Below are 19,907 nucleotides of genomic sequence, written 5' to 3' on the forward strand. Positions count from 1 at the left end.
TTCACGCGGTGAGCTGACGCTTGTCGGGTTTGCCGCCGGGGGCGACGGGAGGTTCGGCGATCGCGGTGAGCCCGATGGGCGCGCAGGCCGCACCGAGCCGTGCGGTCACGAGCTCGCGGAGTTCTTCGAGCCGGGGCACGCGATCGCCCTTCGGGACCACGAACGCGTGCACGGCCTCACCGGTCTCGTCGTCCGGCACCGCGACGACGTAGGCCTCGGCGACGTCCGGGTGCTCGGCGAGCACCTGTTCGATCGGTCCGACGTAATGCAGGTTCGCGTTGACGATCACGACGTCGCGCGCTCGGCCGATCAGCCGCAGGTGGCCGTCGTCGTCGAACCGGCCGAGGTCGTGCGTGCGGACCCAGCCGTCCACGAAGGTCTCGGCCGACTCCCGCGGGTTCCCCCAGTACTCCTGGGCCTGGCCGGGGGTGCGGACGTAGAGCTCGCCGTCGCGGATCTCGACGTCCACGGGCGGTCTTCCCACCGTGCCGGGGGGATCGTCCGGGGTGGCCATCGAGATCATGCCGGTCTCGGTCTGCCCGTAGCCGTGGAACAGCACCGGCCCCAGCGTTTCCAGGGCGTCGCGGTGGCGTTCGGGGGTGAGGGGGGAGCCGGAGACCAGGAGCGCCTTCAACGTCGAGAGGTCGGCCGGGTCGCGCTTCTGGGCGGCGACGAGCTTGGCCAGGCCCGGCACGGTGATCACGCGGGCGGTGGCCTTCAGCTCTGTGATCGCGTCGGCCGGGTCGCCGGCGACGACGACCGTGCCGCCCGCGGTCAGGGTGAGCATCGCGTACTCGAACATCACCTGGCTCGACAGCGATCCGAACACGAGGTAGCGGTCGAGCCGCGTCGCCAGCTCCCGGATCGCGGGGGGCCAGGCTTCGGGGCGAGCGGCCCAGGCCTCGGTCATCGCGGCATAGGACTGGGCGCACGCCTTGGGCGCGCCGGTGCTGCCGCTGGTGTGGATGAGGCGGGCGATGTCGTTCGGGCGGCCGTCGCACCGCAGGGGTTCGTCTGCGGACTGGAGCAGCCCCGGGAGGTCCGCGTCCCTGATCGCCAGCTCGATGTCGAGCCCGAGCAGGTGCTCGACCTGGGCCTCGGTCAGCCCCGGCCGCACCCCCACCACCCGCGCCCCCACCACGTGCCCCGCGAGGATCGCCGCGAACGCCTCCGCGGTCACCCCGAGCAGCAGCGCCAGCCCGTCCCCGGGCCCGATCCCGTTCCCGCGCAACCCGGACGCGATCCGCGCGACCATCCCGAGCATCTCGTCGCCGGTCACCACGCGGGTGCCGTGCTCGAACACCGGCCGTTCCCCGGCGGCGGCGAGCACGTCGAGCACCGCGCGCGGGAACGGCTCGGCGTCACGCGCCGGCAAGGCATTCCTTCACGAACACCGCGAGCGGCTGCTGGTGCACCTCGGGCACGTCCCAGTGGTTCTCCAGGTTCTCCGCCAGGTGGTGCGTCGCTTCCAGCACGCCGTCGCGGTAGTAGCGGACCACCGGGTGCAGGTAGCTCGCGTCGGCGGCGTTGACGGCGTCGTTCTCGGCGACGCGCGGGATGCTGATGTCGAACGGGTCCACGGTGTCGTGGTCGGGCCCGTACTCGAGCGTCGCGACGAACCGGTGCTCGGCCGGGCCGAGGCCGCCGTCCGCCACGTACGAGACCGGCACTTCCTCCGAGTAGCGCGCGGTCTGCCCGTGCACGCTCACGACGTCGCCCATCACCGCGAACTGCTGCCACAGGCACGAGGACGTGTTGACCCTGGCGATGACGGCGTCGCTGATCGCCTCCGGTGAGAGCTCCAGGTCCTCGCCCTGCCACGGGGTGCCGTGGTTGCGGGCGCTCAGGATGCGGTGCAGCGCGCGGGCGCCGTAGCGGAAGCCGTGGATGAACCCGCTGGTGGACTTCTTGAAGTCGCGCGACTGCGTGATCGTGCCCGCGAAGTAGAGGCCGGGCACGTTCGCCGACTCGAACGCCGGGGTCAGCTCCGGGAACCGGTCCTTGATGACCAGCGACGGCCGCGTGTCGTTCGCGAAGATCGAGGCGTCGAACCGGAAGCCGGTGCACGCGATGATGCGGTCGTACTCCAGTTCGCGCAGCTTCTCGACCGTGCGCGCGTAGCGGAACTGGATCCGGAAACCGCCTTCCGGCTTGCGCTCGATGCGTTCGATCGTGCCGTCGATGACGGCGTTCTCGCTCTTGAGCTGGTAGGTGTCGAGGAAGTTGTTGTTCACCGCCCGCAGGTGCCCGACGTAGTGCGTCTGCCAGGCGAGCTTCACCGAGTGCGGCCCGGCGACGTGGATGACGGCCGCGTGCTCGACCAGCGCGTCGGCGGTCTCGAAGCCCGAGTTGCCCTTGCCGATCACGAGCACCCGCTGGTCGGTGAACGACTCGGGGTCCGTGTCGAAGGTGTCGTAGCGCTCGGCGTGCTCGATGCCGGGGATCTCCGGCACGTACAGCTGCGAGACGCCGGTGGCCATCACGAGGTTCTTCGCGTGCCAGGTCTTCTCGCCGCTGTGGACGACGAACCCGTCGTCGTCGCGGGAGATGCGCGTGACATCGATGTCGTACTGCACGTTCAGGCCGGCCGCGCAGTCCTGGAAGTAGCGGACGATGTCGTCGGCGTCCGGGAAGTACCGGGGCGTGTAGCGGGTGAACAGCAGTTCGGGGTCGTCGAGCAGCAGCGAGTTCCAGTCCATCCGCATCCGCTGCTCCGGGTCGGTGAACCCGGTGTGGACCTTGTTGATGGAGATGAGCTTGCGGTGCCGCGGGTACCGGGTGAAGAACGTGCCCGCCCCGCTGCCGCGCTCGAGGACGGCGTAGTCGCGACCGTCGCGCTCGAGCAGTGCGGCGAGCTGCAAACCGGCCGGTCCCGCGCCGATGATCAGGTAGTCGTACGCCATGACCGGGGAAGCTACCCACGCGATCTCAGAACTTTCTGAGATCGGCTGCCTACCGTCCGTCAGGTGACCACGACCGCATCAGACACGTCCGTGGACCTGGGTTCGCCCCTGACCGTCGCGCACCTGCGGCGCGCCTCGACACCACACCCCGTGCTGGTCGGCTCCTCGGTGCTGGACCGGGTCGAACGCGGGCGCGCGTACCTGCGCACGGTGCTGGCCGACGACGAGCGACCCGTCTACGGCGCCAAGACCGGGTTCGGCGCCCTGGTGGGCTTCGCGGGCCGCTCCACCGAGGCGGACCAGTGCGACAACACCCTCGCACACCTCGGTGCGGGCCAGGGCCCCGACCTGCCCCTCGACATCACCCGCGCCGCCCTCCTGGTCCGCACCTGGTCGCTGGCCCAGGGCCTGTCCGGTGTGTCCGCGCACGTCGTCGCGGGGCTCTCGGCGATGTTCGCGACCACGTTCGTCCCGGCCGTCCCGCGCTACGGCTCCGTCGGCGCCAGCGGCGACCTCATCCCGCTGGCCTACGCCGCCCAGGCCCTGCGCGGCCGCGGCCACGCGTACCTCGACGGCGTCCGGCTGCCCGCGCTCGAGGCGCTGACCTCCGCGGGCCTGGAACCGCTGTCGCTGGACGGCCGCGACGCCCTGGCCCTGGTGAACGGCACGTCCGTCACCACCGCGGCCACGGCCCTGGCCCTGTCCTCGGTACGGGCCTCCCACCGAGCGCTGGCCTCACTGACCTGTCTTCTGGTGGACGTCCTGGGCGCGGACCCCGGCTTCGCCGACCCCAGGCTGATCTCCGCCTTCGGCCACCCCGGCGCCGCCGCGGTGGCGTCGTGGATGCGCTCCACGCTGGCCGGCACCGAGCCCAGCGGCCTGCGCGCCTTGCAGGAGCCCTACAGCATCCGCTGCTCACCCCAACTCCTCGGCGCCGCGGAGGACGCCCTCCGATACGTCGACAGCGTGGTCACCGCCGACCTCGGCGGCGTCAGCGACAACCCGCTCTTCTTCCCCGACGACGACCTCGTGGCCCACGGCGGCAACTTCTTCGGCCAACCGGCCGCCTTCGCCGCCGACGTCCTGGCGATGGTCACGGCCTCCCTGGGCAACCTCGCCGAACGCCAGCTGGACCTCCTCGTCGACCCGGCCCGCAACACGGGCCTGCCCCCGATGCTCGCCGCGGGCCCCGGCCGCCAGCACGGCTTGCAGGGCGTCCAACTCGCCACGACGGCGTTCGTGGCGGAGATCCGGCGCGGGGTCCTGCCCGCCAGCACCCAGAGCCTGCCCACCAACCTGCACAACCAGGACGTGGTGCCGTTCGGCACCCAGGCCGCCCTGCGCGCCTACGACCTGGCCGAGCTGCTGCGGCTGCTGTGCGGGTCGCTCGCGTTGGGGCTGCGGCAGGCGGTGCACGTGGGAGGCCGGCGGCCCACCGCGCCCCGGTGTGCGGCGTTGCTGGACGCGCTGGCCGCTGTGATCGAGCCGGTGGACCCGGACCGGCCGTTGGACGTGGACGTGCGGGTGGCGGCTGAGGTGGTGATCTCGGGGGAGTGGTGAGGCGGCAGCGCGAGCCCTGACCGTCGGCCGCCGCCCCCTGGACGACGGCCCTGCCACACCTTGTTCACAGGTGCACGCTGGTCACCCGCTCCCGCACCACCACGTCCCCGACCTCCGCCATCGGTATCCGCAACGTGAACCGGGCCCCCACGCCGGGCGCCCCCGACGCCTCCACGGTCCCGCCGTGCCCGCTCACGATCTCCCGCACCAACGCGAGCCCCAGCCCGAACCGCCCCTCCCCGCCCCCGTGGTGGAACCGCTCGAACAACCGCTCCGCCTGACCCGGCTCGAACCCCGACCCGGTGTCGGCCACCGACAACTCGACGACCCCGGCCACGGCCCGCACCCCCACCGAGATCCGCCCACCTTCGGGCGTGTGCCGCACGGCGTTGGCCAGCAGCTCGTCGACCGCCCGCCGCAGCCCGGTCTCCACCCCGGGCACCACCAGGGGATGTCCGGGGTGGTCGAACGACAACGTGATGCGGCGTTCGGCGGCCCGCTCGGTCTCGCCCACCACCGCCGCCTCCGCCACGTCCGCCAGGTCGACGGGGGCGTGGTCCTGGCGTTGCGTCAGCTGGGCCGAGGCCAGGAGGTCGTCGACCACGTCGGCGAGGCCGCGGATCGACCTGGCCAGGGCGTCGAGGTCGGTGCGCTGGTCGGCGGGCAGGCCGGCGGCGAGGAGCTGGGCTCGCAGGTAGGCGCGGGCTATCGGGGTGCGGAGCTCGTGGCTCGCGTCGGTGACGAAGCGGCGTTGGCGCGCCAGGGCCTCCGCCCACGGGGCGACGGTGCGGCGGCCGACGGTCAGGCCGATCAGCGCGGCCACCAGCAGGCCCGCGGCGAGGGCGATCGCCAGGGCCTGCACCAGGTGTGTCCGGTCGGAGAGCTGGTAGCGCATGTCGAACACGGCCTGCACGGTGGTGCCGTCCGCGCCGGGGGCGGTGAGCACGCGGTACTCGGTGCCGTTCGCGGACACGTCGCGCGAGACGGCCGAGCCCGACGCGTGCACCGACGAGAGGTCGTCGCGCAGCGGGAAGCCGCCGGGCACCTCCAGCGGGCCGAGGTGCAGTTCGCCGTCCTCCAGCACGAACACCCACGCGCAGCGGGGTGCGATGCCGGGCACGCCGTAGACCGCGTTGTACCGGAGTTCGCGTGCCACCTGGGTTTCCTGCGAGTGCGCCATCACGACGTACGCGATCGCGCCGACGAACGTGATCATCACGGTGATCGCGAGGCCCACCAGCACGCTCACCTTCAGCCGTGCGCGGCGGACCTCCGCGCGTTCCGCCTCGGCCCACGCCCTCACAGCGCCCCCAGCCGGTAGCCGATGCCCTGCACGGTCTGCACGACCGAGCGGCCGACCTTGGACCGCAGGTAGTGCACATAGGTGTCCACAATGGACGGCGAGGGCGCGTCCTGGAACACCGTGCGCCGCAACGCCGCCCGCGTGTGCACCGTCTCGGGATGTGTGGCGAGCACGCGCAGCAGCGCGAACTCCCTGGTGGTGAGCGGAACCTTCTCGCCGTCGGGCAGCACGACCTGGTGTTGTTCGAGCTCCAACCGGCCGGCGCCGATCCGCAGCACCGCGGCCAGTTCCGCGGCGCGCCGGCACAGCGCCCGCAGCCGGGCGACGAGCTCACCGAGGTCGAACGGCTTGGTCAGGTAGTCGTCCGCGCCGGCGTCGAGGCCGTCGATCCTGTCGCGCACCGACCCCATCGCGGTGAGCATCAGCGCCTGCGACCGCACGGACCGGGAACGCAACCGGGACAACAGGTCCAGCCCGTCGATCACCGGCAGGCCCCGGTCGATCACCACCACGTCGTAGGGGTGGGTGAGCGCTAGGTGCAGCCCGCGTTGCCCGTCCAGGGCGACGTCGACGTCATAACCCTCGCCGCGCAGCACCGCGGCGAGCAGCTCCACCAGTTCCCGGTCGTCGTCCACGAGCAGCAACCGGAAGCGGTGGGCCGACCTGATCTTCGAAGATGCCCGCACGGCAACCACAATGCACCCGCGAGCAGGGGCGGACCAGGTCGCCGGCACCGGGCAACAGGCAATGGACAGGCACCGGGAAATTCACAGTTGTGATCACAAAGCCGGGTGCAGCGGAATTCAGTCTTCCACGCGGTTCCGCGCCAGTTGAGACGCGCTGGAGCCAAACTTCCACATGTGAAGGGAGTCGTCGCGTGACCTGCGATCACGCGACGACTGTGAACGCGCTACCAGGCGGGCGCGACGGCGGAGGCGGTGCGCAGCTCGCCCACCCAGCCCGCGGTCGCGACGGCGCGCAGGCCGTCGTCGCCCTCGGCGAGCTTGCCGTGCGGGCCGAGAACGGCCGTGCTGCCGTCGTGCCACCGCACCGGCAGCTTGCCGTGGCGTTCCAGCAGACCGGCGAACTTCGTCGTCAGCGTGGCGGTGCCGATGTGCACCCAGCGGCTCGGGAAGAGGTCCAGCAGCTCGATCGTCGCCGGGCTCAGCTCGGGCACGACGGTGATGCCGTGATCACGCCCGTACTCGACCAGGTCGCGCAGCGCGTCCGGGTCACCTTCGGGGAACACGTGCAGCACGTTCAACTTGTAGGCGGCCATCTTGTCGATGGCCTTGCGCATCTCGGCCGGCGGCAGCAGCGCGCTGGACACACCGCGCCACGCGAACGCGGGGGAGTCGCGCACGTCGGCCGCGCGGACCGTGCCGTCGTTCGTCATGAGCTGCCGGAACGTCTGCACGCCGTGCCGCAGCCCCGCCTGCGTGCCGGCCCGGAGCATCACCGCGTCGTTGCTGACCAGCAGCGCGTACCCCTCGGGGCCGAGCCCGCGCATGGCCGGGTCGTGCGACACCATCAGCATGCCGTCGGGCGACTCCGCCAGCAGGTAGCCGGTCTGCCGGAAGACGTGCTCGCGCAGCATCGCCGCCGCGGTGCGCGCCTGGCCGGTCACCCGGACGGTCACGTCCTCGGTCAGTACGAACGAGCCCGTGCGACGGGGCGCGCTCGTGGGCATGGGAACAATCACCGGTTTCCTCTCCAGCGGATCAACGCTGGGTGTATCAGGAGAGTTCCGGTGAAGTGACGTGCAACGTCGTTCCAGCGCCTGTCGTGCCGGTCACACCCGCGGTGCCGGTCGCGCCTGTTCCGAGGCGGAAGTGACGCGCTGGGCGGGGCCGGCAGGCCCCGCCCACCTCAGGCGAGCATGTCGCGCACCAACGGCACGACCTTGGTGCCGTACAGCTCGATCCCCCGCATCAGCGACTCGTGCGACAGCCCGCCCATCCCGTACTTCAGGTCGAACCGGCTCGCGTCGAGCTTCTTCATGGTGCGCGCCATCTTCTCCGCCACCGTCTCCGGCGACCCGACGAACAGCGCGCCGTGCGGACCCACCTCGTGCGCGTACGACTCCGGCGTCGGCGTGGCGAAACCGCGCGTCTTGCCGAGCCTGCCGATCACGTCGAGGTAGTGCGGCCAGAACTCCTCGCGGGCCTGCTCGTCGGTCTCCGCCACGTGGCCGGGGGAGTGGATGCCGATCGGCAGCGGGGCGTGGCCGAACTTCTCCAGCGCGTGCTTGTAGAGCTCGGAGAACGGGGCGAAGCGGCCGGGGTGGCCGCCGATGATCGCGAGCATCAGGTTGAAGCCGTACGAGGCCGCGCGCACGACGGACTGCGGACTGCCGCCCACGCCGATCCACGTCGGGAACGGCTCGGTGTGGGGCACGACGTCCTGCTCGTGCAGGGCCGCCCTGGTCTTGCCCTCCCAGGTGATCTTGCCGCCCTTGAGCAGTTCGGCGAAGAGGTGCGTCTTCTCCTCGAACAGGTCCTCGTAGTCGGCGAGGTCGTAGCCGAACAGCGGGAACGAGTCCACACTGGACCCACGGCCCAGGATGATCTCGGCGCGACCGTCCGACACCGCGTTGAGCGTCGAGAAGCGCTGGTAGACGCGCACCGGGTCGTCCGAGCTGAGCACCGTCACGGCCGAGCCGAGGTGGATCGACGACGTGCGGGCGGCGATGGCGGCCAGCACGACGTCGGCGGCCGACAGCGGCATGTCCGGGGTGTGGTGCTCGCCGATGCCGAAGAAGTCGAGGCCGACCTGGTCGGCCAGCACGCCCTGCTCGACGAGGTCGCGGATGGTCTGGCCGTGGCTCAGCGGGGTGCCGTCGGCGTCGTGCGTGACGTCGCCGAACGTGTCCAGCCCGAACGTGGTGGTCATGACTGCTGCTCCTTGACGAAGTTCTCGAATTCCTGCCTGGTCGCCGCGACGCCGAACAGCGGGCTGCCGGGTTCCAGCAGCCGTCCGGCGGTCAGGGGACCCACCGGCACGGGGTCGAACCCGAGGCGCGCCAGGAAGTCCGCGACCGCGCCGAGCGCGGCCGGCGCGTCACCGGCGTACCCCACCGCACGACCGGCCGCGGGTTCCATGTCCTGGTAGGCGACGTGGTTGAGGGTCTTGACGACGTGCGCGCCCACGAGCCGTGCGGCCACCTCTTCACTGGTGCCTAGCGGCGCTTCGGCGGGCGGCCAGTGGTTCATCGAGTCGATGACGACCTTGCCCGCGAACGTCGCGGGCTCCACCGACCCGAACCGGTGCCACGGGATCGCCAGCACGACGAGGTCGGCGTCGGCGACCGCGTCGGCCGCCGAGGTGGCGACGGCACCGGGCGCGAGGAAGTCGGTGATCATCTCGATCCGCGACGGGTCACCGGACCCCGCGATGGCCACCTCGTACCCCGCCGCCAGGGCGAGGCGCGCGATGACGGGGCCGACGTGGCCCGCACCCAGAACAGCGATCTTCACAGCGCACCCGGTCCTCGCTAGTTGATGTGTCACCTAGCTTAACCGGACCGCACCCCGTTTATTCCGGCGGGGGTCAGGCGTGCGCGCGGAGGAACCGCTCCAGGTGCGGGTTCACGTCCGCGGCGTGCGTCAGGCTCAGGAAGTGCGCGCCACCCTCGACCAGCACGAGTTCGGCTCGGGGCAGCGCGGCGACGAGCGCCTCGGCCTTCGTCACGGGGTAGGCCAGGTCGGCGGTGCCGTGCAGCACGAGCACGGGCACACCCACCTCCGCGAGCCGGTCCAGCACGCCCTCGCGGCCGACCAGGGCGGTCATGACCAGCCGCAGCCGGTCCGGCTCCACGGCGGCCCACTTCGGCGTCCAGTCCGACGGGTCGTACTCGCCCAGGCAGATCTTCGCGACGGCCTCGGTCACCGTCTCCGGTCCCTGCGCGATCCACACCTCGGCGAGCTGCTGGTACGCGGCGGAGATCTGCTCGTCCTCGGGCTCACCGGACGTGCCGAGCAACGCGAGCGCGGTGACCCGTTCGGGTGCCAGCAACGCCATCCGCAGCGCCACGAACCCGCCCTGGCTGGTGCCGATCACCGCTGCCCGGTCGACCTCCAGCGCGTCCAGCACCGCGAGCGCGTCGCGGGCGACGTCCCAGTGGTCGAACGGCCCGGTCGCGGGCGTGCCGCCGTGCCCGCGCTCGTCGACCGCGACGAGCCGGTAGCGGTCGCCGAACGCCTCGACCTGCGGCGCCCACATCGAGGAGTCCATCAGGAAGCTGTGCAGCAGCAGGACGACCGGGCCGTCACCGCCGTGGTCCACGTAGGACACGAGCTGCCCGTCTGGCGTGGTCACCGTGGTCATCCGCGCACCCCGTCCCGCATAGTGGATCTTCAGCGCCGTCTGCCCGATCGGCAATACCCTGCCTGGATGCGACAAGTGTTCAGGGGCGCGGTGCTGCTCCTGCTGCTGTTGATCGTCGTCCCCGCACCGGCGAACGCGCAACAAGAGCAACCACCATTGGTCCGCGTCGGCACCGAGGGCACCTACCCGCCGTTCTCGTTCCACGACCCCGGTACCCAGGAGCTGACCGGCTACGACATCGAGGTCGTCAAGGCGATCGCCGCGAAGGCGGGGTGGCGGCTCGAGTTCGTCGAGACGCAGTGGGACGCGATCTTCCCCGCCCTCGACGCGAGCAGGATCGACCTCATCGCGAACCAGGTCTCGCGCAACCCCGAACGCGCCGCCAAGTACGGCCTGTCGAGCACCTACACCTATTCGCGCGGCGTGATCGTCCGCCGCACCGGCGACCAGCGGATCTCCTCGATCGCCGACCTGAGGGGCAAGACCACCGCCCAGTCCAGCACCAGCAACTGGGCGAAGGTCGCCAGGGACGCCGGCGCGAACGTGGAGGCCGTCGAAGGCTTCGCCCAGGCGGCGGCGCTGCTGCAGCAGGGACGCGTCGACGCCATCGTCAACGACAACATCGCCGTCCTCGACTACCTCGCCACCACCGGCTCGAAGGACGTCGAGATCGCGGGCGACGCGGGTCAGTCCGGCAGCGAACAGGTGCTCGCGCTGCGGCAGGCCGACTCCGCGCTGCTGTCCCAGGCCGACCAGGCGATCGCGGCGCTGAAGGCCGACGGCACGTTGCGCGGCATCTCGCAGAAGTACTTCAAGGCCGACGTGTCCGTGGAGAACGGCGGCGCGGCGGACCTGTCGGAAGGACGCGGCCCGCGCAGCACCTGGGACGTCCTGGCCTCCACGGCGTGGCCGATGTTCGTGGGCCTGGTCAAGGTGACCATCCCGCTGACGGCGCTGTCGTTCGCGATCGGCCTGGTGCTCGCGCTGCTGGTGGCCCTCGCCCGCATCTCGCCGTACAAGGTGCTCTCGGGGCTCGCCAGGGCGTTCATCTCCATCATCCGCGGCACACCGTTGCTGCTGCAGCTGTTCATCGTGTTCTACGGCCTTCCGCAGATAGGCCTGAAGTTCCCGCCGTTCACCGCCGCCGTGGTCGCGTTCTCGCTGAACGTCGCCGGCTACGCCGCGGAGGTGATCCGCTCGGCGATCCTGTCCGTGCCGCGCGGCCAGTTCGAGGCGGCCTCGACGATCGGCTTCGGCTACGCGCAGACGTTGCGCCGCATCGTGCTGCCACAGGCCGCCCGCACGGCCGTGCCCCCGCTGTCGAACACGTTGCTGTCACTGCTCAAGGACACGTCGCTCGGCTCGGTCGTGCTGCTGACGGAGCTCTTCCGCGAGTCGCAGCTCGCCGCGGCCGAGAGCAACGAGTTCCTCGCCCTGTACTCGTTCGCGGGGCTCTACTACTGGGTGATCTGCGTGGCGCTGTCCGCCGGGCAGAAACGACTGGAGACCAGGCTGAACAGGTACGTGATCGCATGACCGACATCCGCATCGAGGTCACGGGACTGCACAAGTCCTTCGGCTCGCTCGACGTGCTGCGGGGCATCGACTTCACCACCCCGCGCGGCACCTCCACCGTCCTGCTGGGACCGTCCGGCTCCGGCAAGACCACCCTGTTGCGCTCGCTCAACGCCCTCGACACCCCGGACAGCGGCGTCGTCCGCATCGACGACGTGTCGGTCGACTTCTCCGCACTGCCGCCGGGCAAGGCCGGTCGGGCCGAGAGCGCACGCCTGCGGGCGCAGAGCGGCATGGTGTTCCAGTCGCACAACCTCTTCCCGCACCGCACGGTCCTGCAGAACCTGACCGAGGGGCCGGTCGTGGCCCAGAAGCGCCCGCTGGACGAGGTCGTGGGGGAGGCGCGGACGCTGCTCGACCAGGTCGGCCTCGCCGACAAGGCCGATTCGTACCCGCACCAGCTTTCCGGCGGACAACAGCAACGCGTGGGCATTGCCCGTGCGCTGGCTTTGAAACCTCGAGTCGTCCTGTTCGACGAACCGACTTCCGCACTCGACCCGGAACTCGTGGGGGAGGTGCTCGCCGTGATCAAAGATCTCGCCTCGGAAGGGTGGACCACGGTCATCGTCACGCACGAGATCCGGTTCGCCGAACGCGTCGCCGACCAGGTGTTGTTCCTGGACGGCGGGGTGATCGTGGAGCACGGAACGCCTGGTCAGGTGATCGGCGACCCCCGGGAAGAACGCACCAGGAGGTTCCTGCGACGCGTTCTGGACCACGGCTGAAATCATTCTTGAGGATAGGCTCGCCTAATTAATCCTCGAATTGCGAGCTCCCTGCCGTGGTGGCATGGTCCGGAATAACCGAACCTTTCCCACCACGGCAGGAGCGGACATGACCACTCTCGAGAACCCGGCGATGCCCGCAGTCCACGATTGCACCGTGAGCGACTGCTCCTACAACCACGACGGCTGCCACGCCTTCGCGATCACGGTGCGCGGCGACAACGGCGCCGCGGACTGCGGCACGTTCATCCCGCTCGGCACGAAGGGCGGCCTCGACAAGGTCGTCGCCCAGGTCGGCGCCTGTTCGCGCACCGACTGCGTGCACAACGCCTCGCTGGAGTGCACCGCGCAGAGCGTGCGGGTCGGCCAGGGCGCGGGCGACCACCACGCGAACTGCCTGACGTACCAGCCGCGTTAACCCTCGTCGTCCTTGCGGTCGACGGCCCGGCCGAGCTCCCGCAGGCCGACGTTGACCGCGATGACGGCCACCGTGCCGGCCGCCGCGACGACGTGCAGCCCGGCACCCGCCAGTGACCCCACCGCGGCCGCGCACCACAGCGTGGCCGCGGTGTTGAGTCCGCGGACCGACAACCCGTCGCGCAGGATCACCCCGGCCCCGAGGAACCCGATCCCGGACACCACCTGGGCGGCGACGCGCGTGGGATCCCCCTGGCCGTTGAAGCCCTGCGCGGACAGCAGGACGAACAGCGCGGCACCCACCGCCACGAGGGCGTTGGTCCGCAGACCGGCGGTGCGGGCGCGGTACTGGCGCTCGAAGCCGATCAGTGCGCCGAGGCCCATGCTCTCGGCGATGCGCAATGTCATGTCGAAGACGTGCATCGTGTGACTCCCCTTGCGTGCAGGGGTGTGCGTCACACGCCAGAACTACGTGCGTGCGAGGTGCGGTGACCTGCGCCGGCTACTGACGCCTGGCATGTGTCGCTCACCTCGCTTCCTCGTGTCCGGCCGGCAAGACGTGGTCACGGTAGCGGCACGGCCGTGAAGCCGGGGTGGGAGTGGGACGCGCGTCTCAGTCCCAGCCGATGTGGCCGTCGTCGTAGCGGAGGAGCCTGTGCTCGCGGTCGCGGTCGCGGCCGTGCTCGCAGAGCCGCAGGACCTGGTCGAGCATCGCGCCCACACTCGGCCACTCGGTCATCTCGTCACTGAAGACGTGCCCGGTGCGGAGGTCTGCGAACAGCAGCTGGTCGTCCTCGTGGCAGTCCACCGCGAGGGGGATCCGGTCGGAGGTGCGCCGGTTCACGGCCACCCTGACGTCCAGCGGGTGCCAGTACCGGGGGAGGAGCGGACTCTCGTCGCCGAGCGCTCCGCGGTCGACCCCGCCGAAGACCCGCCACCACGCGGCCAGGTCCGGCGGCAGGCCGGTGATCCCGGGGCCGGCGGGAGGCAGCGGTGAAGCGTGCAGCCTCGGGGCGTCCGTGCGCAGCCGCTCCTCCAGCCGCGTCCACGTGTCCTCAACGGTCATCTCGGCGCTCCGGCTAGAGCATCTCCAGCGGCGACGGGCCCTGCGGGGGAGGGAACGCGCGGTCCAGCTCGGCCAGGTCCTCGGCCGTCAGGGCCAGCTCCACCGCCTGCGCGTTCTCCCGCACGTGCTCGACCGTGCCCGCCTTCGGGATCGCGCAGACCTGCGGCCGCCGCAGCACCCATGCCAGCGCCGCCTGGGCGGGCGTGGCGTCGTGCCGCGCGGCGACGGCGGCCAGCGCGGGGGAGCCCAGCAGGCGGCCCTGCTCGACGGGGGAGTAGGCCATCACCGGGATGCCGGCCGAGACCTGCCACGGCAGCAGGTCGTGCTCCGGGCCGCGGCGGCTGAGGTTGTAGAGGATCTGGTTGGTCTGGCACGCGTCGGACAACGCCGTCAGTTCCTGCATGTCCCCGAGGTCGAGGTTGCTGACGCCCCAGTGCCGGATCTTGCCCGCCTCCAGCAACGCCGCGAAGCCCTCCAGGGTCTCGGCGAACGGCACCGAGCCCCGCCAGTGCAGCAGGTACAGGTCCAGCCGGTCGGTGCCCAGGCGGCGCAGCGAGGCCTCGCACGCGCGCACGGTGCCGGCCGCGGAGGCGTGGGACGGCAGCACCTTCGACACGAGGAACACCTCGTCGCGACGGTCCCCGAGCGCCTCCCCGACGAGTTCCTCCGACGCGCCGGAGCCGTACATCTCGGCGGTGTCGACCAGGGTCAGGCTCAGGTCGAGGCCGGCGCGCAGGGCGGCGATCTCGGCGTCGCGCCGGGACGGGTCCTCGGCCATCTTCCAGGTGCCCATGCCGAGCGCGGGGACGGTCTCGCCGGAGGGGAGCAGCACGGTCATGCTCCCCAGCCTGACGGGTAGGTTGGGATGATGCGACTCGCGGGCCTGGTGCTGCTGGTGCTGCTCGTGGTGGCGCTGGCGGTCGCGGCGCAGCTCGTCGACCTCCCGGACGGGGCCGGGCTCCGCGCGCTCGTCGACGGCGCGGGCAACGCCGCACCGGTCGTGTTCGTGGCGGTGTGCGCGCTCGGCACGGCGGTCTTCTTCCCGAAACCGGTCCTCGCCACGGCGGCGGGGCTGCTGTTCGGCGTGGGGTGGGGGAGCGTGCTCGCGATCGCGGGCTTCACGGCGGGCGCGATGATCGCGTTCACCGTCGCCCGCGTGCTGGGGCGCGACACGGTGAAGGGTTGGCTCGGGGAGCGGCTGGCGGTGCTCGAACGGGTCTTCGCGCGCCGGGGGGTCGAGGCGACGCTCGTGATCCGGTTGCTGCCGGTCCTGCCGTTCACGCTGGCGAACTACGGCGCGGGCGTCACGGCGGTGCGCGGCCGGCACTTCGCGCTCGGCACGGCGCTGGGCCTGGTGCCCTCGACCGTGCTCGCCGCGGTGCTGGGCGACGCCCTGAGCGACCTCGGCTCACCCCGTTCCCTCGTCGCGTTGGCGATCTGGGCGGTGCTGGCGGCCCTCGGGGTGTGGTGGGGCCGGAACCTGATCAGGACGGCCGCACGGGCCTCCTAGAGGTGCGCAAAAAGCCGCCCCGGCGGGAGACCGGGACGGCTTGAAGCGTCTGCGAGATCAGGCCGTGCGGGTGCGGCGTCCGCGGAGCTCTTCGAGGCGCTCGTCGAGCAGCTCCTCGAGCTCGGGGATCGACCGGCGCTCCAGGAGCATGTCCCAGTGCGTGCGCGGCGGCTTGACCTTCTTCACCTCCGGCTCGACCCCGTCGATGATCTTCGACTCGGTGCCGTGGAGGCGGCATTCCCAGGTCGGCGGCAACTCGGCGTCGTCGGAGAAGGGGACCTCGAAGTCGTGTCCCTTCGGGCAGGCGTACCGCGCTGCCCGGCGCGGAGCGAGATCGTGGTTGCGGTCGGTCTCGTAGCTGACTGCTCCGAGCCGGCTGCCACGCAAAACGCGGTCGGCCATGGCGGTGTCCTTTCGCTCGGCTCAGGGCCGGGGCCCAGGCTTCTTGCTCACCGTGTGCAACGCCCGGATTGCTCCGTTTGTTTCCGGTTCGCTCTCATGGTCGCCCACAGTGACGTCGTTCACTCGTCAACGAAGGCTTCCTACTAATGGATGCGATCGCCACAGGATCGTGACGCGTTATCAAGCTCCTGCGCTCATGCATCACTCTAATGGCCCAGTGGCGGCCGTGGGTAGTCGCCTATGCCAACCGAAGTTGACCACTTTGTGCGACGTCAGGGCCGAGGTCACCCAACCTAAAGTGACGCCGACAGAGCACCTGGTAACGGACGGTAGTTTCCGTGGTCTCGGTTACACCGTTGCTCTCCGTACCCGATCGGTGCTGTTCCGTGTCCGATTTGGTGTCGGCGACCAGGACCGTGTTCCCGGCGCGAATCACCTGACCGGCTCGCACCCGCGCGTTGAACCGTCCCGGCACCCCGCACCAGCACAGGACCTCGACCTGGATCGCGTTCAACTCGTCGGCGAGCTCGAACAGCCGCCGCGACCCCGGGAACATCTCCCCGCGGAAGTCCGTGGCGAGCCCGAAGCAGTACACGTCGACCTGGACGTCGTCCGCGAGCTCCGCGAGCTGCTCCACCTGGGCGCCGGTGAGGAACTGCGCCTCGTCCACGATCAGGTAGTCCACCCGCCGGCCCTCGGCCCACTCCGCCCGCACCAGCCGGAGGAGGTCGTCGTCGCGGATCTCCGCGGCCTCGCGCGTGATGCCGATGCGGCTCGAGATCTGGGGGCGCCCCGACCGGTCGTGCCGCACCAGCAGCAGCCCGCGCCTGCCTTGGCGCGAGTTGTTGTGGTCGATCTGCAGTGCGAGCGTCGACTTGCCGCAGTCCATGGGGCCGAAGAAGAACTTCAGGTGCCCCACCACCGGCGTCGAGCGCCGGGAACCAGCGACAGGTACGGCGGACAGGGCGTCTGTCGGATCGGGAAGGGCGTCCACGGCGGGTCACCCTAGTGCCTGGATCCCGATCATGAGGAATCCCCGCGGTCTGTCCCTCGCCATCGTGCGCCCCCTTGAGTGCGACCTGCTGTTTCGGGACGACATAGCCGCTTCGAGGGGACTCTAAACACACTTCTCGAATCGACCTCCTCGAAACTTTCAGTGCGGACTGAGAAACGGACCCGGGGTCGGAACCGGGGGAGGGGAGTGGCTCGCGAAGCAGAACGGCTGACGACAACGCACCCGCCTCCTCCTGCCGGCCGTGGAAACCCGGCGTTTCTGGTTCGGCCGAGGCGGCGCTTCGGTTCGGCTGTCGCCGGCCGAGGTCTGGCGCCTCATCCCACGGCCGCCGTCGAGGCGTCGAAGCGTGCTCGACGTACTCGATAGCTTCAGTGTTGGCCGAAATTAACAATCCGAAGGTTTCAGGCTCCCGATATAACTCGCGCAGCGATATATTCAGCGACATGAGTGGTCGGGTCATGTCCGAGCAGACGTTCCTCGTGCTCACCGCGCTGGCGGAGGAGCCGCTGCACGGGTACGCGATCGTCCAGGCGGTCGAGCAGCTGTCCGAAGGTCGAACGGTGTTGAGGGTCGGCACCCTCTACGGGGTGCTGGACCGGCTGGTGGCGGACGGCCTGGCCGAGCGCGACCGGGAGGAGGTGCACCAGGGCCGGCTGCGGCGCTACTACAAGCTCACCGACTCGGGTGTGCGGGCGTTGCAGGCGGAGGTGGCGAGGCTGAGCGCGAACGTGCGGGCAGCGACGGCGGTGCTGAGGGGGAGGGGTGTCCAGGCGTGGGCGAGTCGGGCATGAGCAATCTGGAACGGCGGTACCGGTCGTTGCTGCGGGTGCTGCCGCGGTGGTACCGCGCGGACCGCGAGGAGGAGATGGTCGGGATCTTCCTGGCCGATCGGACCGACGAGCTCGACCTGGAGCACAGCTGGCCGGGGTGGGGGGAGACGGCCGCGATCCTCGGGCTCGCGGTGCGCACCCACCTCGCGGCCGGGGCGGCGCTCTCGAGCGTGCCGGCGAAGGTCGTGTGGCGCGGTGAGGTGGTGCGGGCGCTGGGGGTGCTCGGGCTGCTGCTCGGTGTCTTCTACGCGACGGCGGCGGTGGTGGACGTCGTCGCCGGTGATCCCGGGGAGCCCGCGCCGGGGTGGTGGCGGGTGCTGGAGCTGGGGCCGCTGGTGGCGTTCGGGGTGTTGCTGAGCGGACGGCGGACGCTCGCGAAGGTGGCGGCGGGGGCTCCGGTGGTGCTGTCCCTGGTCGCGTTGGCGCAGCCCGAGTACGCGCTGGCGTGGAGCGTGTTCCAGTTGCCGTCGCTGGTGACGTTCGCATGCCTGTGCCTGGGGTTCCACCGGGAGGCACCGGCGCCGCCCGCGCGCAGGCTGCTGTGGTGGGGTGGGGGAGCGGTGCTGCTGGGGGTGCTCGGCGGGGTCGCGACCGGGGCGGGGGTGCTGGCGGCCGGGCTGGTCACCGTGGTGGTGCGAGGCGTGGCGTTCGTGCGGGGTGACGTGGTGCTGGGGCGTGCGTTGTCGTTGTTCGCGGCGCTGCAGCTGGTGCCGTTGCTGCTGCTGGCGTTCGTGGGGGGAGATGTCGTTTCGGCCGGTCTCGGCGTGCTGCTGGTGTTCGCCGTGGTGTGGCCGCTGCGGCGCCGCCCGAAGACGGCGCCGCAGGCGAACTAGACGAGCGCGGGTTCCTTGTTGCCCACGGCCTTGATGGCGCGCCGGACGGGCACGAAGATCAGCAGGACGAACCCGGCCACGAAGAAGACGATCAGGGCCAGGATGGCGGGGCGCAGGCTGCCGGTGGCCTGGCCGACGCCGGCGAACACCAGCGGGCCGAGCCAGCTGGTGGAGCGCTCGCCGACCTCGTAGAGCGAGAAGTACTGCGCCTCGCGTCCTGGCGGGACCATCTGGCTGAACAGGCTGCGGGACAGGGCGTTCGTGCCGCCGAGCACGATGCCGATGCCGGCCGCGACGAAGTAGAACTGGAGCTCGTCGCCCGCCTGGACGAAGAACGCCGCGGTGATGACGACGATCCAGACGACCAGGGACCCGAGGATCGTCTTCTTGGCGCCGACGCGCTTGGCGACGAAGCCGTGCAGGACGCCGCCGATGAAGGCGACGAACTGGACGATGAGGATCACGGTGATGAGCGTCTGCTGTTCGAACTTGAGCTCGACGCTGCCGTACTGGGCCGAGACGTTGGCGACGGTGGCGATGCCGTCGGTGTAGATGAGGTAGGTGCCGAGGAACGCGAGCGTGAGCGGGAAGGCCTTGGCCTGCCTGAGGGTCGTGCCGAGTTCCTTGAAGCCGGCGGAGATCACCGAGGCGCCGTGCTCGCCGCCGTGCGGGCTCTGGTGCTCGGTGAGGGCGCGCAGCGGGATGATCGTGAAGGCGGCCCACCAGATGCCGGAGATGACGAACGCGATGCGCGCGGCGTCGCCGGAGGTGATGCCGAGGGCGTCGGCGGACAGGGTGATGCCGAGTTGGATGGCGAGGGCCACGCCGCCGCCGAGGTAGCCGAAGGCCCAGCCGCGGCTCGACACGGCGTCGCGTTCGTCCGGTGTCGCGATCTCGGGGAGGAAGGCGTAGTAGACGACGACGCTGGAGCCGTAGCAGATGTTGGCGATGACGAAGAGTCCGACGCCGAGCTTCCAGTTGGTGCCTTCGACGGCGGCGAGCGCGATGGTGGCGGCGGAGCCGGTGAAGGCGAAGAAGCCGAGCATCTTCTTCTTGTTCTGGGTGCGGTCGGCGATGGCGCCCATGACGGGCAGCACGATCACCTGGATCACGGTCGCGATGGAGAGCAGGTAGCCCCACAGCGATCCGGAGGGGAACTGCAGTCCGAGGATCGTGACGTCGCAGTGGTCGAAGGCGTTGTCGTTCGCGCACGGGTTGGTCCCGTTGAGCGCGGTGTCTGCCTTGGCCGCGTTGGTCGCGATGCTCGTGAGGTAGAGCGAGAGGAAGACGGTGATCACCGACGTGGGGAACACGGAGTTCGCCACGTCGTACCAGACCCAGCCGCGTTGTTCCTTCTTGCGGCGCCCGGCGTTGTTGGCGTCGGCGGTGTCGTCGCCCTTGACCTTCATGTCGGCGGACTGTACTTGTCCGCCGACACGGCA

At 70.7% G+C, this 19,907-nt stretch carries 21 protein-coding genes; 7 read left to right on the forward strand and 14 right to left on the reverse strand.

Going from position 1 to position 19,907, the window contains the following annotated elements; genetic code table 11:
- Window position 1 precedes the first annotated feature (1 nt).
- On the reverse strand, window positions 2-1,375 hold the full coding sequence (locus tag BMY74_RS26180) for a class I adenylate-forming enzyme family protein (RefSeq protein WP_218159750.1): 1,374 nt from the start codon (window positions 1,373-1,375) through the stop codon (window positions 2-4).
- Window positions 1,362-2,903: an NAD(P)-binding domain-containing protein gene (locus tag BMY74_RS26185; RefSeq protein WP_089920599.1), complete on the reverse strand. Its 1,542-nt coding sequence runs from the start codon at window positions 2,901-2,903 to the stop codon at window positions 1,362-1,364. The genes BMY74_RS26180 and BMY74_RS26185 overlap by 14 nt, the downstream gene beginning before the upstream one ends.
- A 63-nt stretch (window positions 2,904-2,966) precedes the next feature.
- Between BMY74_RS26185 and BMY74_RS26190 the strand changes: the two genes are divergently transcribed.
- Complete coding sequence (locus tag BMY74_RS26190; protein WP_177229922.1) at window positions 2,967-4,463, forward strand: aromatic amino acid ammonia-lyase; 1,497 nt, start codon at window positions 2,967-2,969, stop codon at window positions 4,461-4,463.
- Between the two features lie 64 nt (window positions 4,464-4,527).
- Here the strand turns inward: BMY74_RS26190 and BMY74_RS26195 are convergent, their stop codons facing one another.
- The 6 genes from BMY74_RS26195 to BMY74_RS26220 form a co-directional block, all read right to left on the reverse strand.
- Window positions 4,528-5,766 (reverse strand): sensor histidine kinase, encoded by a 1,239-nt coding sequence (locus BMY74_RS26195; protein WP_245786366.1) that lies wholly within the window; start codon window positions 5,764-5,766, stop codon window positions 4,528-4,530.
- The gene (locus BMY74_RS26200; protein ID WP_245786367.1) at window positions 5,763-6,452 is read right to left on the reverse strand and encodes a response regulator transcription factor; all 690 of its coding nucleotides are present in this window, start codon (window positions 6,450-6,452) and stop codon (window positions 5,763-5,765) included. Before BMY74_RS26200 ends, BMY74_RS26195 begins: the two co-directional genes overlap by 4 nt.
- 224 nt (window positions 6,453-6,676) lie before the next feature.
- Entirely contained in the window at window positions 6,677-7,468 is a 792-nt protein-coding gene (locus BMY74_RS26205) for a glycoside hydrolase family 20 zincin-like fold domain-containing protein (protein WP_256557477.1), read from the reverse strand.
- Window positions 7,469-7,635: 167 nt separating this feature from the next.
- On the reverse strand, window positions 7,636-8,658 hold the full coding sequence (locus BMY74_RS26210) for an LLM class flavin-dependent oxidoreductase (protein ID WP_089920603.1): 1,023 nt from the start codon (window positions 8,656-8,658) through the stop codon (window positions 7,636-7,638).
- On the reverse strand, window positions 8,655-9,242 hold the full coding sequence (locus BMY74_RS26215; RefSeq protein WP_089920605.1) for an NADPH-dependent F420 reductase: 588 nt from the start codon (window positions 9,240-9,242) through the stop codon (window positions 8,655-8,657). Before BMY74_RS26215 ends, BMY74_RS26210 begins: the two co-directional genes overlap by 4 nt.
- Before the next feature lie 73 nt (window positions 9,243-9,315).
- A complete protein-coding gene (locus tag BMY74_RS26220; protein ID WP_143091711.1) occupies window positions 9,316-10,092 on the reverse strand; it encodes an alpha/beta fold hydrolase in 777 nt (258 codons plus the stop codon).
- A 66-nt stretch (window positions 10,093-10,158) separates the two neighbouring features.
- Between BMY74_RS26220 and BMY74_RS26225 the strand changes: the two genes are divergently transcribed.
- The 3 genes from BMY74_RS26225 to BMY74_RS26235 all read left to right on the forward strand — a co-directional run bounded on the left by BMY74_RS26225 (window position 10,159) and on the right by BMY74_RS26235 (window position 12,810).
- A complete protein-coding gene (locus tag BMY74_RS26225; RefSeq protein WP_089920610.1) occupies window positions 10,159-11,628 on the forward strand; it encodes an ABC transporter substrate-binding protein/permease in 1,470 nt (489 codons plus the stop codon).
- Window positions 11,625-12,392 (forward strand): amino acid ABC transporter ATP-binding protein, encoded by a 768-nt coding sequence (locus tag BMY74_RS26230; RefSeq protein WP_089920612.1) that lies wholly within the window; start codon window positions 11,625-11,627, stop codon window positions 12,390-12,392. The genes BMY74_RS26225 and BMY74_RS26230 overlap by 4 nt, the downstream gene beginning before the upstream one ends.
- Before the next feature lie 109 nt (window positions 12,393-12,501).
- Window positions 12,502-12,810 (forward strand): DUF1540 domain-containing protein, encoded by a 309-nt coding sequence (locus BMY74_RS26235; protein WP_089920614.1) that lies wholly within the window; start codon window positions 12,502-12,504, stop codon window positions 12,808-12,810.
- On the opposite strand, the gene BMY74_RS26240 is transcribed toward BMY74_RS26235, so the two are convergent.
- The 3 genes from BMY74_RS26240 to BMY74_RS26250 all read right to left on the reverse strand — a co-directional run bounded on the left by BMY74_RS26240 (window position 12,807) and on the right by BMY74_RS26250 (window position 14,713).
- Window positions 12,807-13,232: an MgtC/SapB family protein gene (locus BMY74_RS26240; protein ID WP_089920617.1), complete on the reverse strand. Its 426-nt coding sequence runs from the start codon at window positions 13,230-13,232 to the stop codon at window positions 12,807-12,809. The two genes, BMY74_RS26235 and BMY74_RS26240, sit on opposite strands and share 4 nt — an antisense overlap.
- 190 nt (window positions 13,233-13,422) lie before the next feature.
- Entirely contained in the window at window positions 13,423-13,875 is a 453-nt protein-coding gene (locus BMY74_RS26245) for an SMI1/KNR4 family protein (protein ID WP_089920620.1), read from the reverse strand.
- 13 nt (window positions 13,876-13,888) lie between these two features.
- On the reverse strand, window positions 13,889-14,713 hold the full coding sequence (locus BMY74_RS26250) for an aldo/keto reductase (RefSeq protein ID WP_089920621.1): 825 nt from the start codon (window positions 14,711-14,713) through the stop codon (window positions 13,889-13,891).
- Between the two features lie 30 nt (window positions 14,714-14,743).
- Here BMY74_RS26250 and BMY74_RS26255 point away from each other — a divergent pair, with 30 nt between their 5' ends.
- A complete protein-coding gene (locus BMY74_RS26255) occupies window positions 14,744-15,385 on the forward strand; it encodes a TVP38/TMEM64 family protein (protein ID WP_177229924.1) in 642 nt (213 codons plus the stop codon).
- A 57-nt stretch (window positions 15,386-15,442) separates the two neighbouring features.
- On the opposite strand, the gene BMY74_RS26260 is transcribed toward BMY74_RS26255, so the two are convergent.
- Window positions 15,443-15,787, reverse strand: coding sequence for an RNA polymerase-binding protein RbpA (locus BMY74_RS26260; protein ID WP_030466135.1), 345 nt, complete (start codon window positions 15,785-15,787; stop codon window positions 15,443-15,445).
- Window positions 15,788-16,025: 238 nt separating this feature from the next.
- The gene (locus BMY74_RS26265) at window positions 16,026-16,781 is read right to left on the reverse strand and encodes a thymidine kinase (RefSeq protein WP_089920625.1); all 756 of its coding nucleotides are present in this window, start codon (window positions 16,779-16,781) and stop codon (window positions 16,026-16,028) included.
- 464 nt (window positions 16,782-17,245) lie between these two features.
- Here BMY74_RS26265 and BMY74_RS26270 point away from each other — a divergent pair, with 464 nt between their 5' ends.
- Both BMY74_RS26270 and BMY74_RS26275 read left to right on the forward strand, forming a co-directional pair.
- Entirely contained in the window at window positions 17,246-17,593 is a 348-nt protein-coding gene (locus BMY74_RS26270) for a PadR family transcriptional regulator (RefSeq protein WP_245786368.1), read from the forward strand.
- The gene (locus tag BMY74_RS26275) at window positions 17,590-18,465 is read left to right on the forward strand and encodes a hypothetical protein (RefSeq protein WP_143091712.1); all 876 of its coding nucleotides are present in this window, start codon (window positions 17,590-17,592) and stop codon (window positions 18,463-18,465) included. The genes BMY74_RS26270 and BMY74_RS26275 overlap by 4 nt, the downstream gene beginning before the upstream one ends.
- On the opposite strand, the gene BMY74_RS26280 is transcribed toward BMY74_RS26275, so the two are convergent.
- Window positions 18,462-19,874: an MFS transporter gene (locus BMY74_RS26280; RefSeq protein WP_089920631.1), complete on the reverse strand. Its 1,413-nt coding sequence runs from the start codon at window positions 19,872-19,874 to the stop codon at window positions 18,462-18,464. The genes BMY74_RS26275 and BMY74_RS26280 overlap by 4 nt on opposite strands.
- Window positions 19,875-19,907: the final 33 nt, after the last annotated feature.

Origin of the sequence: Lentzea albida (assembly GCF_900111005.1) — a bacterium.
In the GTDB taxonomy this organism is placed as follows: Bacteria; Actinomycetota; Actinomycetes; order Mycobacteriales; family Pseudonocardiaceae; genus Lentzea; species Lentzea albida.

What these genes read in the sequence shown, in the direction of transcription:
- BMY74_RS26185 (WP_089920599.1), bottom strand. Translation starts at nt 2,903, where the DNA reads ATGGCGTACGACTACCTGATCATCGGCGCGGGACCGGCCGGTTTGCAG.
- BMY74_RS26210 (WP_089920603.1), bottom strand. Translation starts at nt 8,658, where the DNA reads ATGACCACCACGTTCGGGCTGGACACGTTCGGCGACGTCACGCACGAC.
- BMY74_RS26220 (WP_143091711.1), bottom strand. Translation starts at nt 10,092, where the DNA reads ATGACCACGGTGACCACGCCAGACGGGCAGCTCGTGTCCTACGTGGAC.
- BMY74_RS26225 (WP_089920610.1), top strand. Translation starts at nt 10,159, where the DNA reads ATGCGACAAGTGTTCAGGGGCGCGGTGCTGCTCCTGCTGCTGTTGATC.
- BMY74_RS26230 (WP_089920612.1), top strand. Translation starts at nt 11,625, where the DNA reads ATGACCGACATCCGCATCGAGGTCACGGGACTGCACAAGTCCTTCGGC.
- BMY74_RS26235 (WP_089920614.1), top strand. Translation starts at nt 12,502, where the DNA reads ATGACCACTCTCGAGAACCCGGCGATGCCCGCAGTCCACGATTGCACC.
- BMY74_RS26240 (WP_089920617.1), bottom strand. Translation starts at nt 13,232, where the DNA reads ATGCACGTCTTCGACATGACATTGCGCATCGCCGAGAGCATGGGCCTC.
- BMY74_RS26245 (WP_089920620.1), bottom strand. Translation starts at nt 13,875, where the DNA reads ATGACCGTTGAGGACACGTGGACGCGGCTGGAGGAGCGGCTGCGCACG.
- BMY74_RS26250 (WP_089920621.1), bottom strand. Translation starts at nt 14,713, where the DNA reads ATGACCGTGCTGCTCCCCTCCGGCGAGACCGTCCCCGCGCTCGGCATG.
- BMY74_RS26255 (WP_177229924.1), top strand. Translation starts at nt 14,744, where the DNA reads ATGCGACTCGCGGGCCTGGTGCTGCTGGTGCTGCTCGTGGTGGCGCTG.
- BMY74_RS26260 (WP_030466135.1), bottom strand. Translation starts at nt 15,787, where the DNA reads ATGGCCGACCGCGTTTTGCGTGGCAGCCGGCTCGGAGCAGTCAGCTAC.
- BMY74_RS26270 (WP_245786368.1), top strand. Translation starts at nt 17,246, where the DNA reads ATGAGTGGTCGGGTCATGTCCGAGCAGACGTTCCTCGTGCTCACCGCG.
- BMY74_RS26275 (WP_143091712.1), top strand. Translation starts at nt 17,590, where the DNA reads ATGAGCAATCTGGAACGGCGGTACCGGTCGTTGCTGCGGGTGCTGCCG.
- BMY74_RS26280 (WP_089920631.1), bottom strand. Translation starts at nt 19,874, where the DNA reads ATGAAGGTCAAGGGCGACGACACCGCCGACGCCAACAACGCCGGGCGC.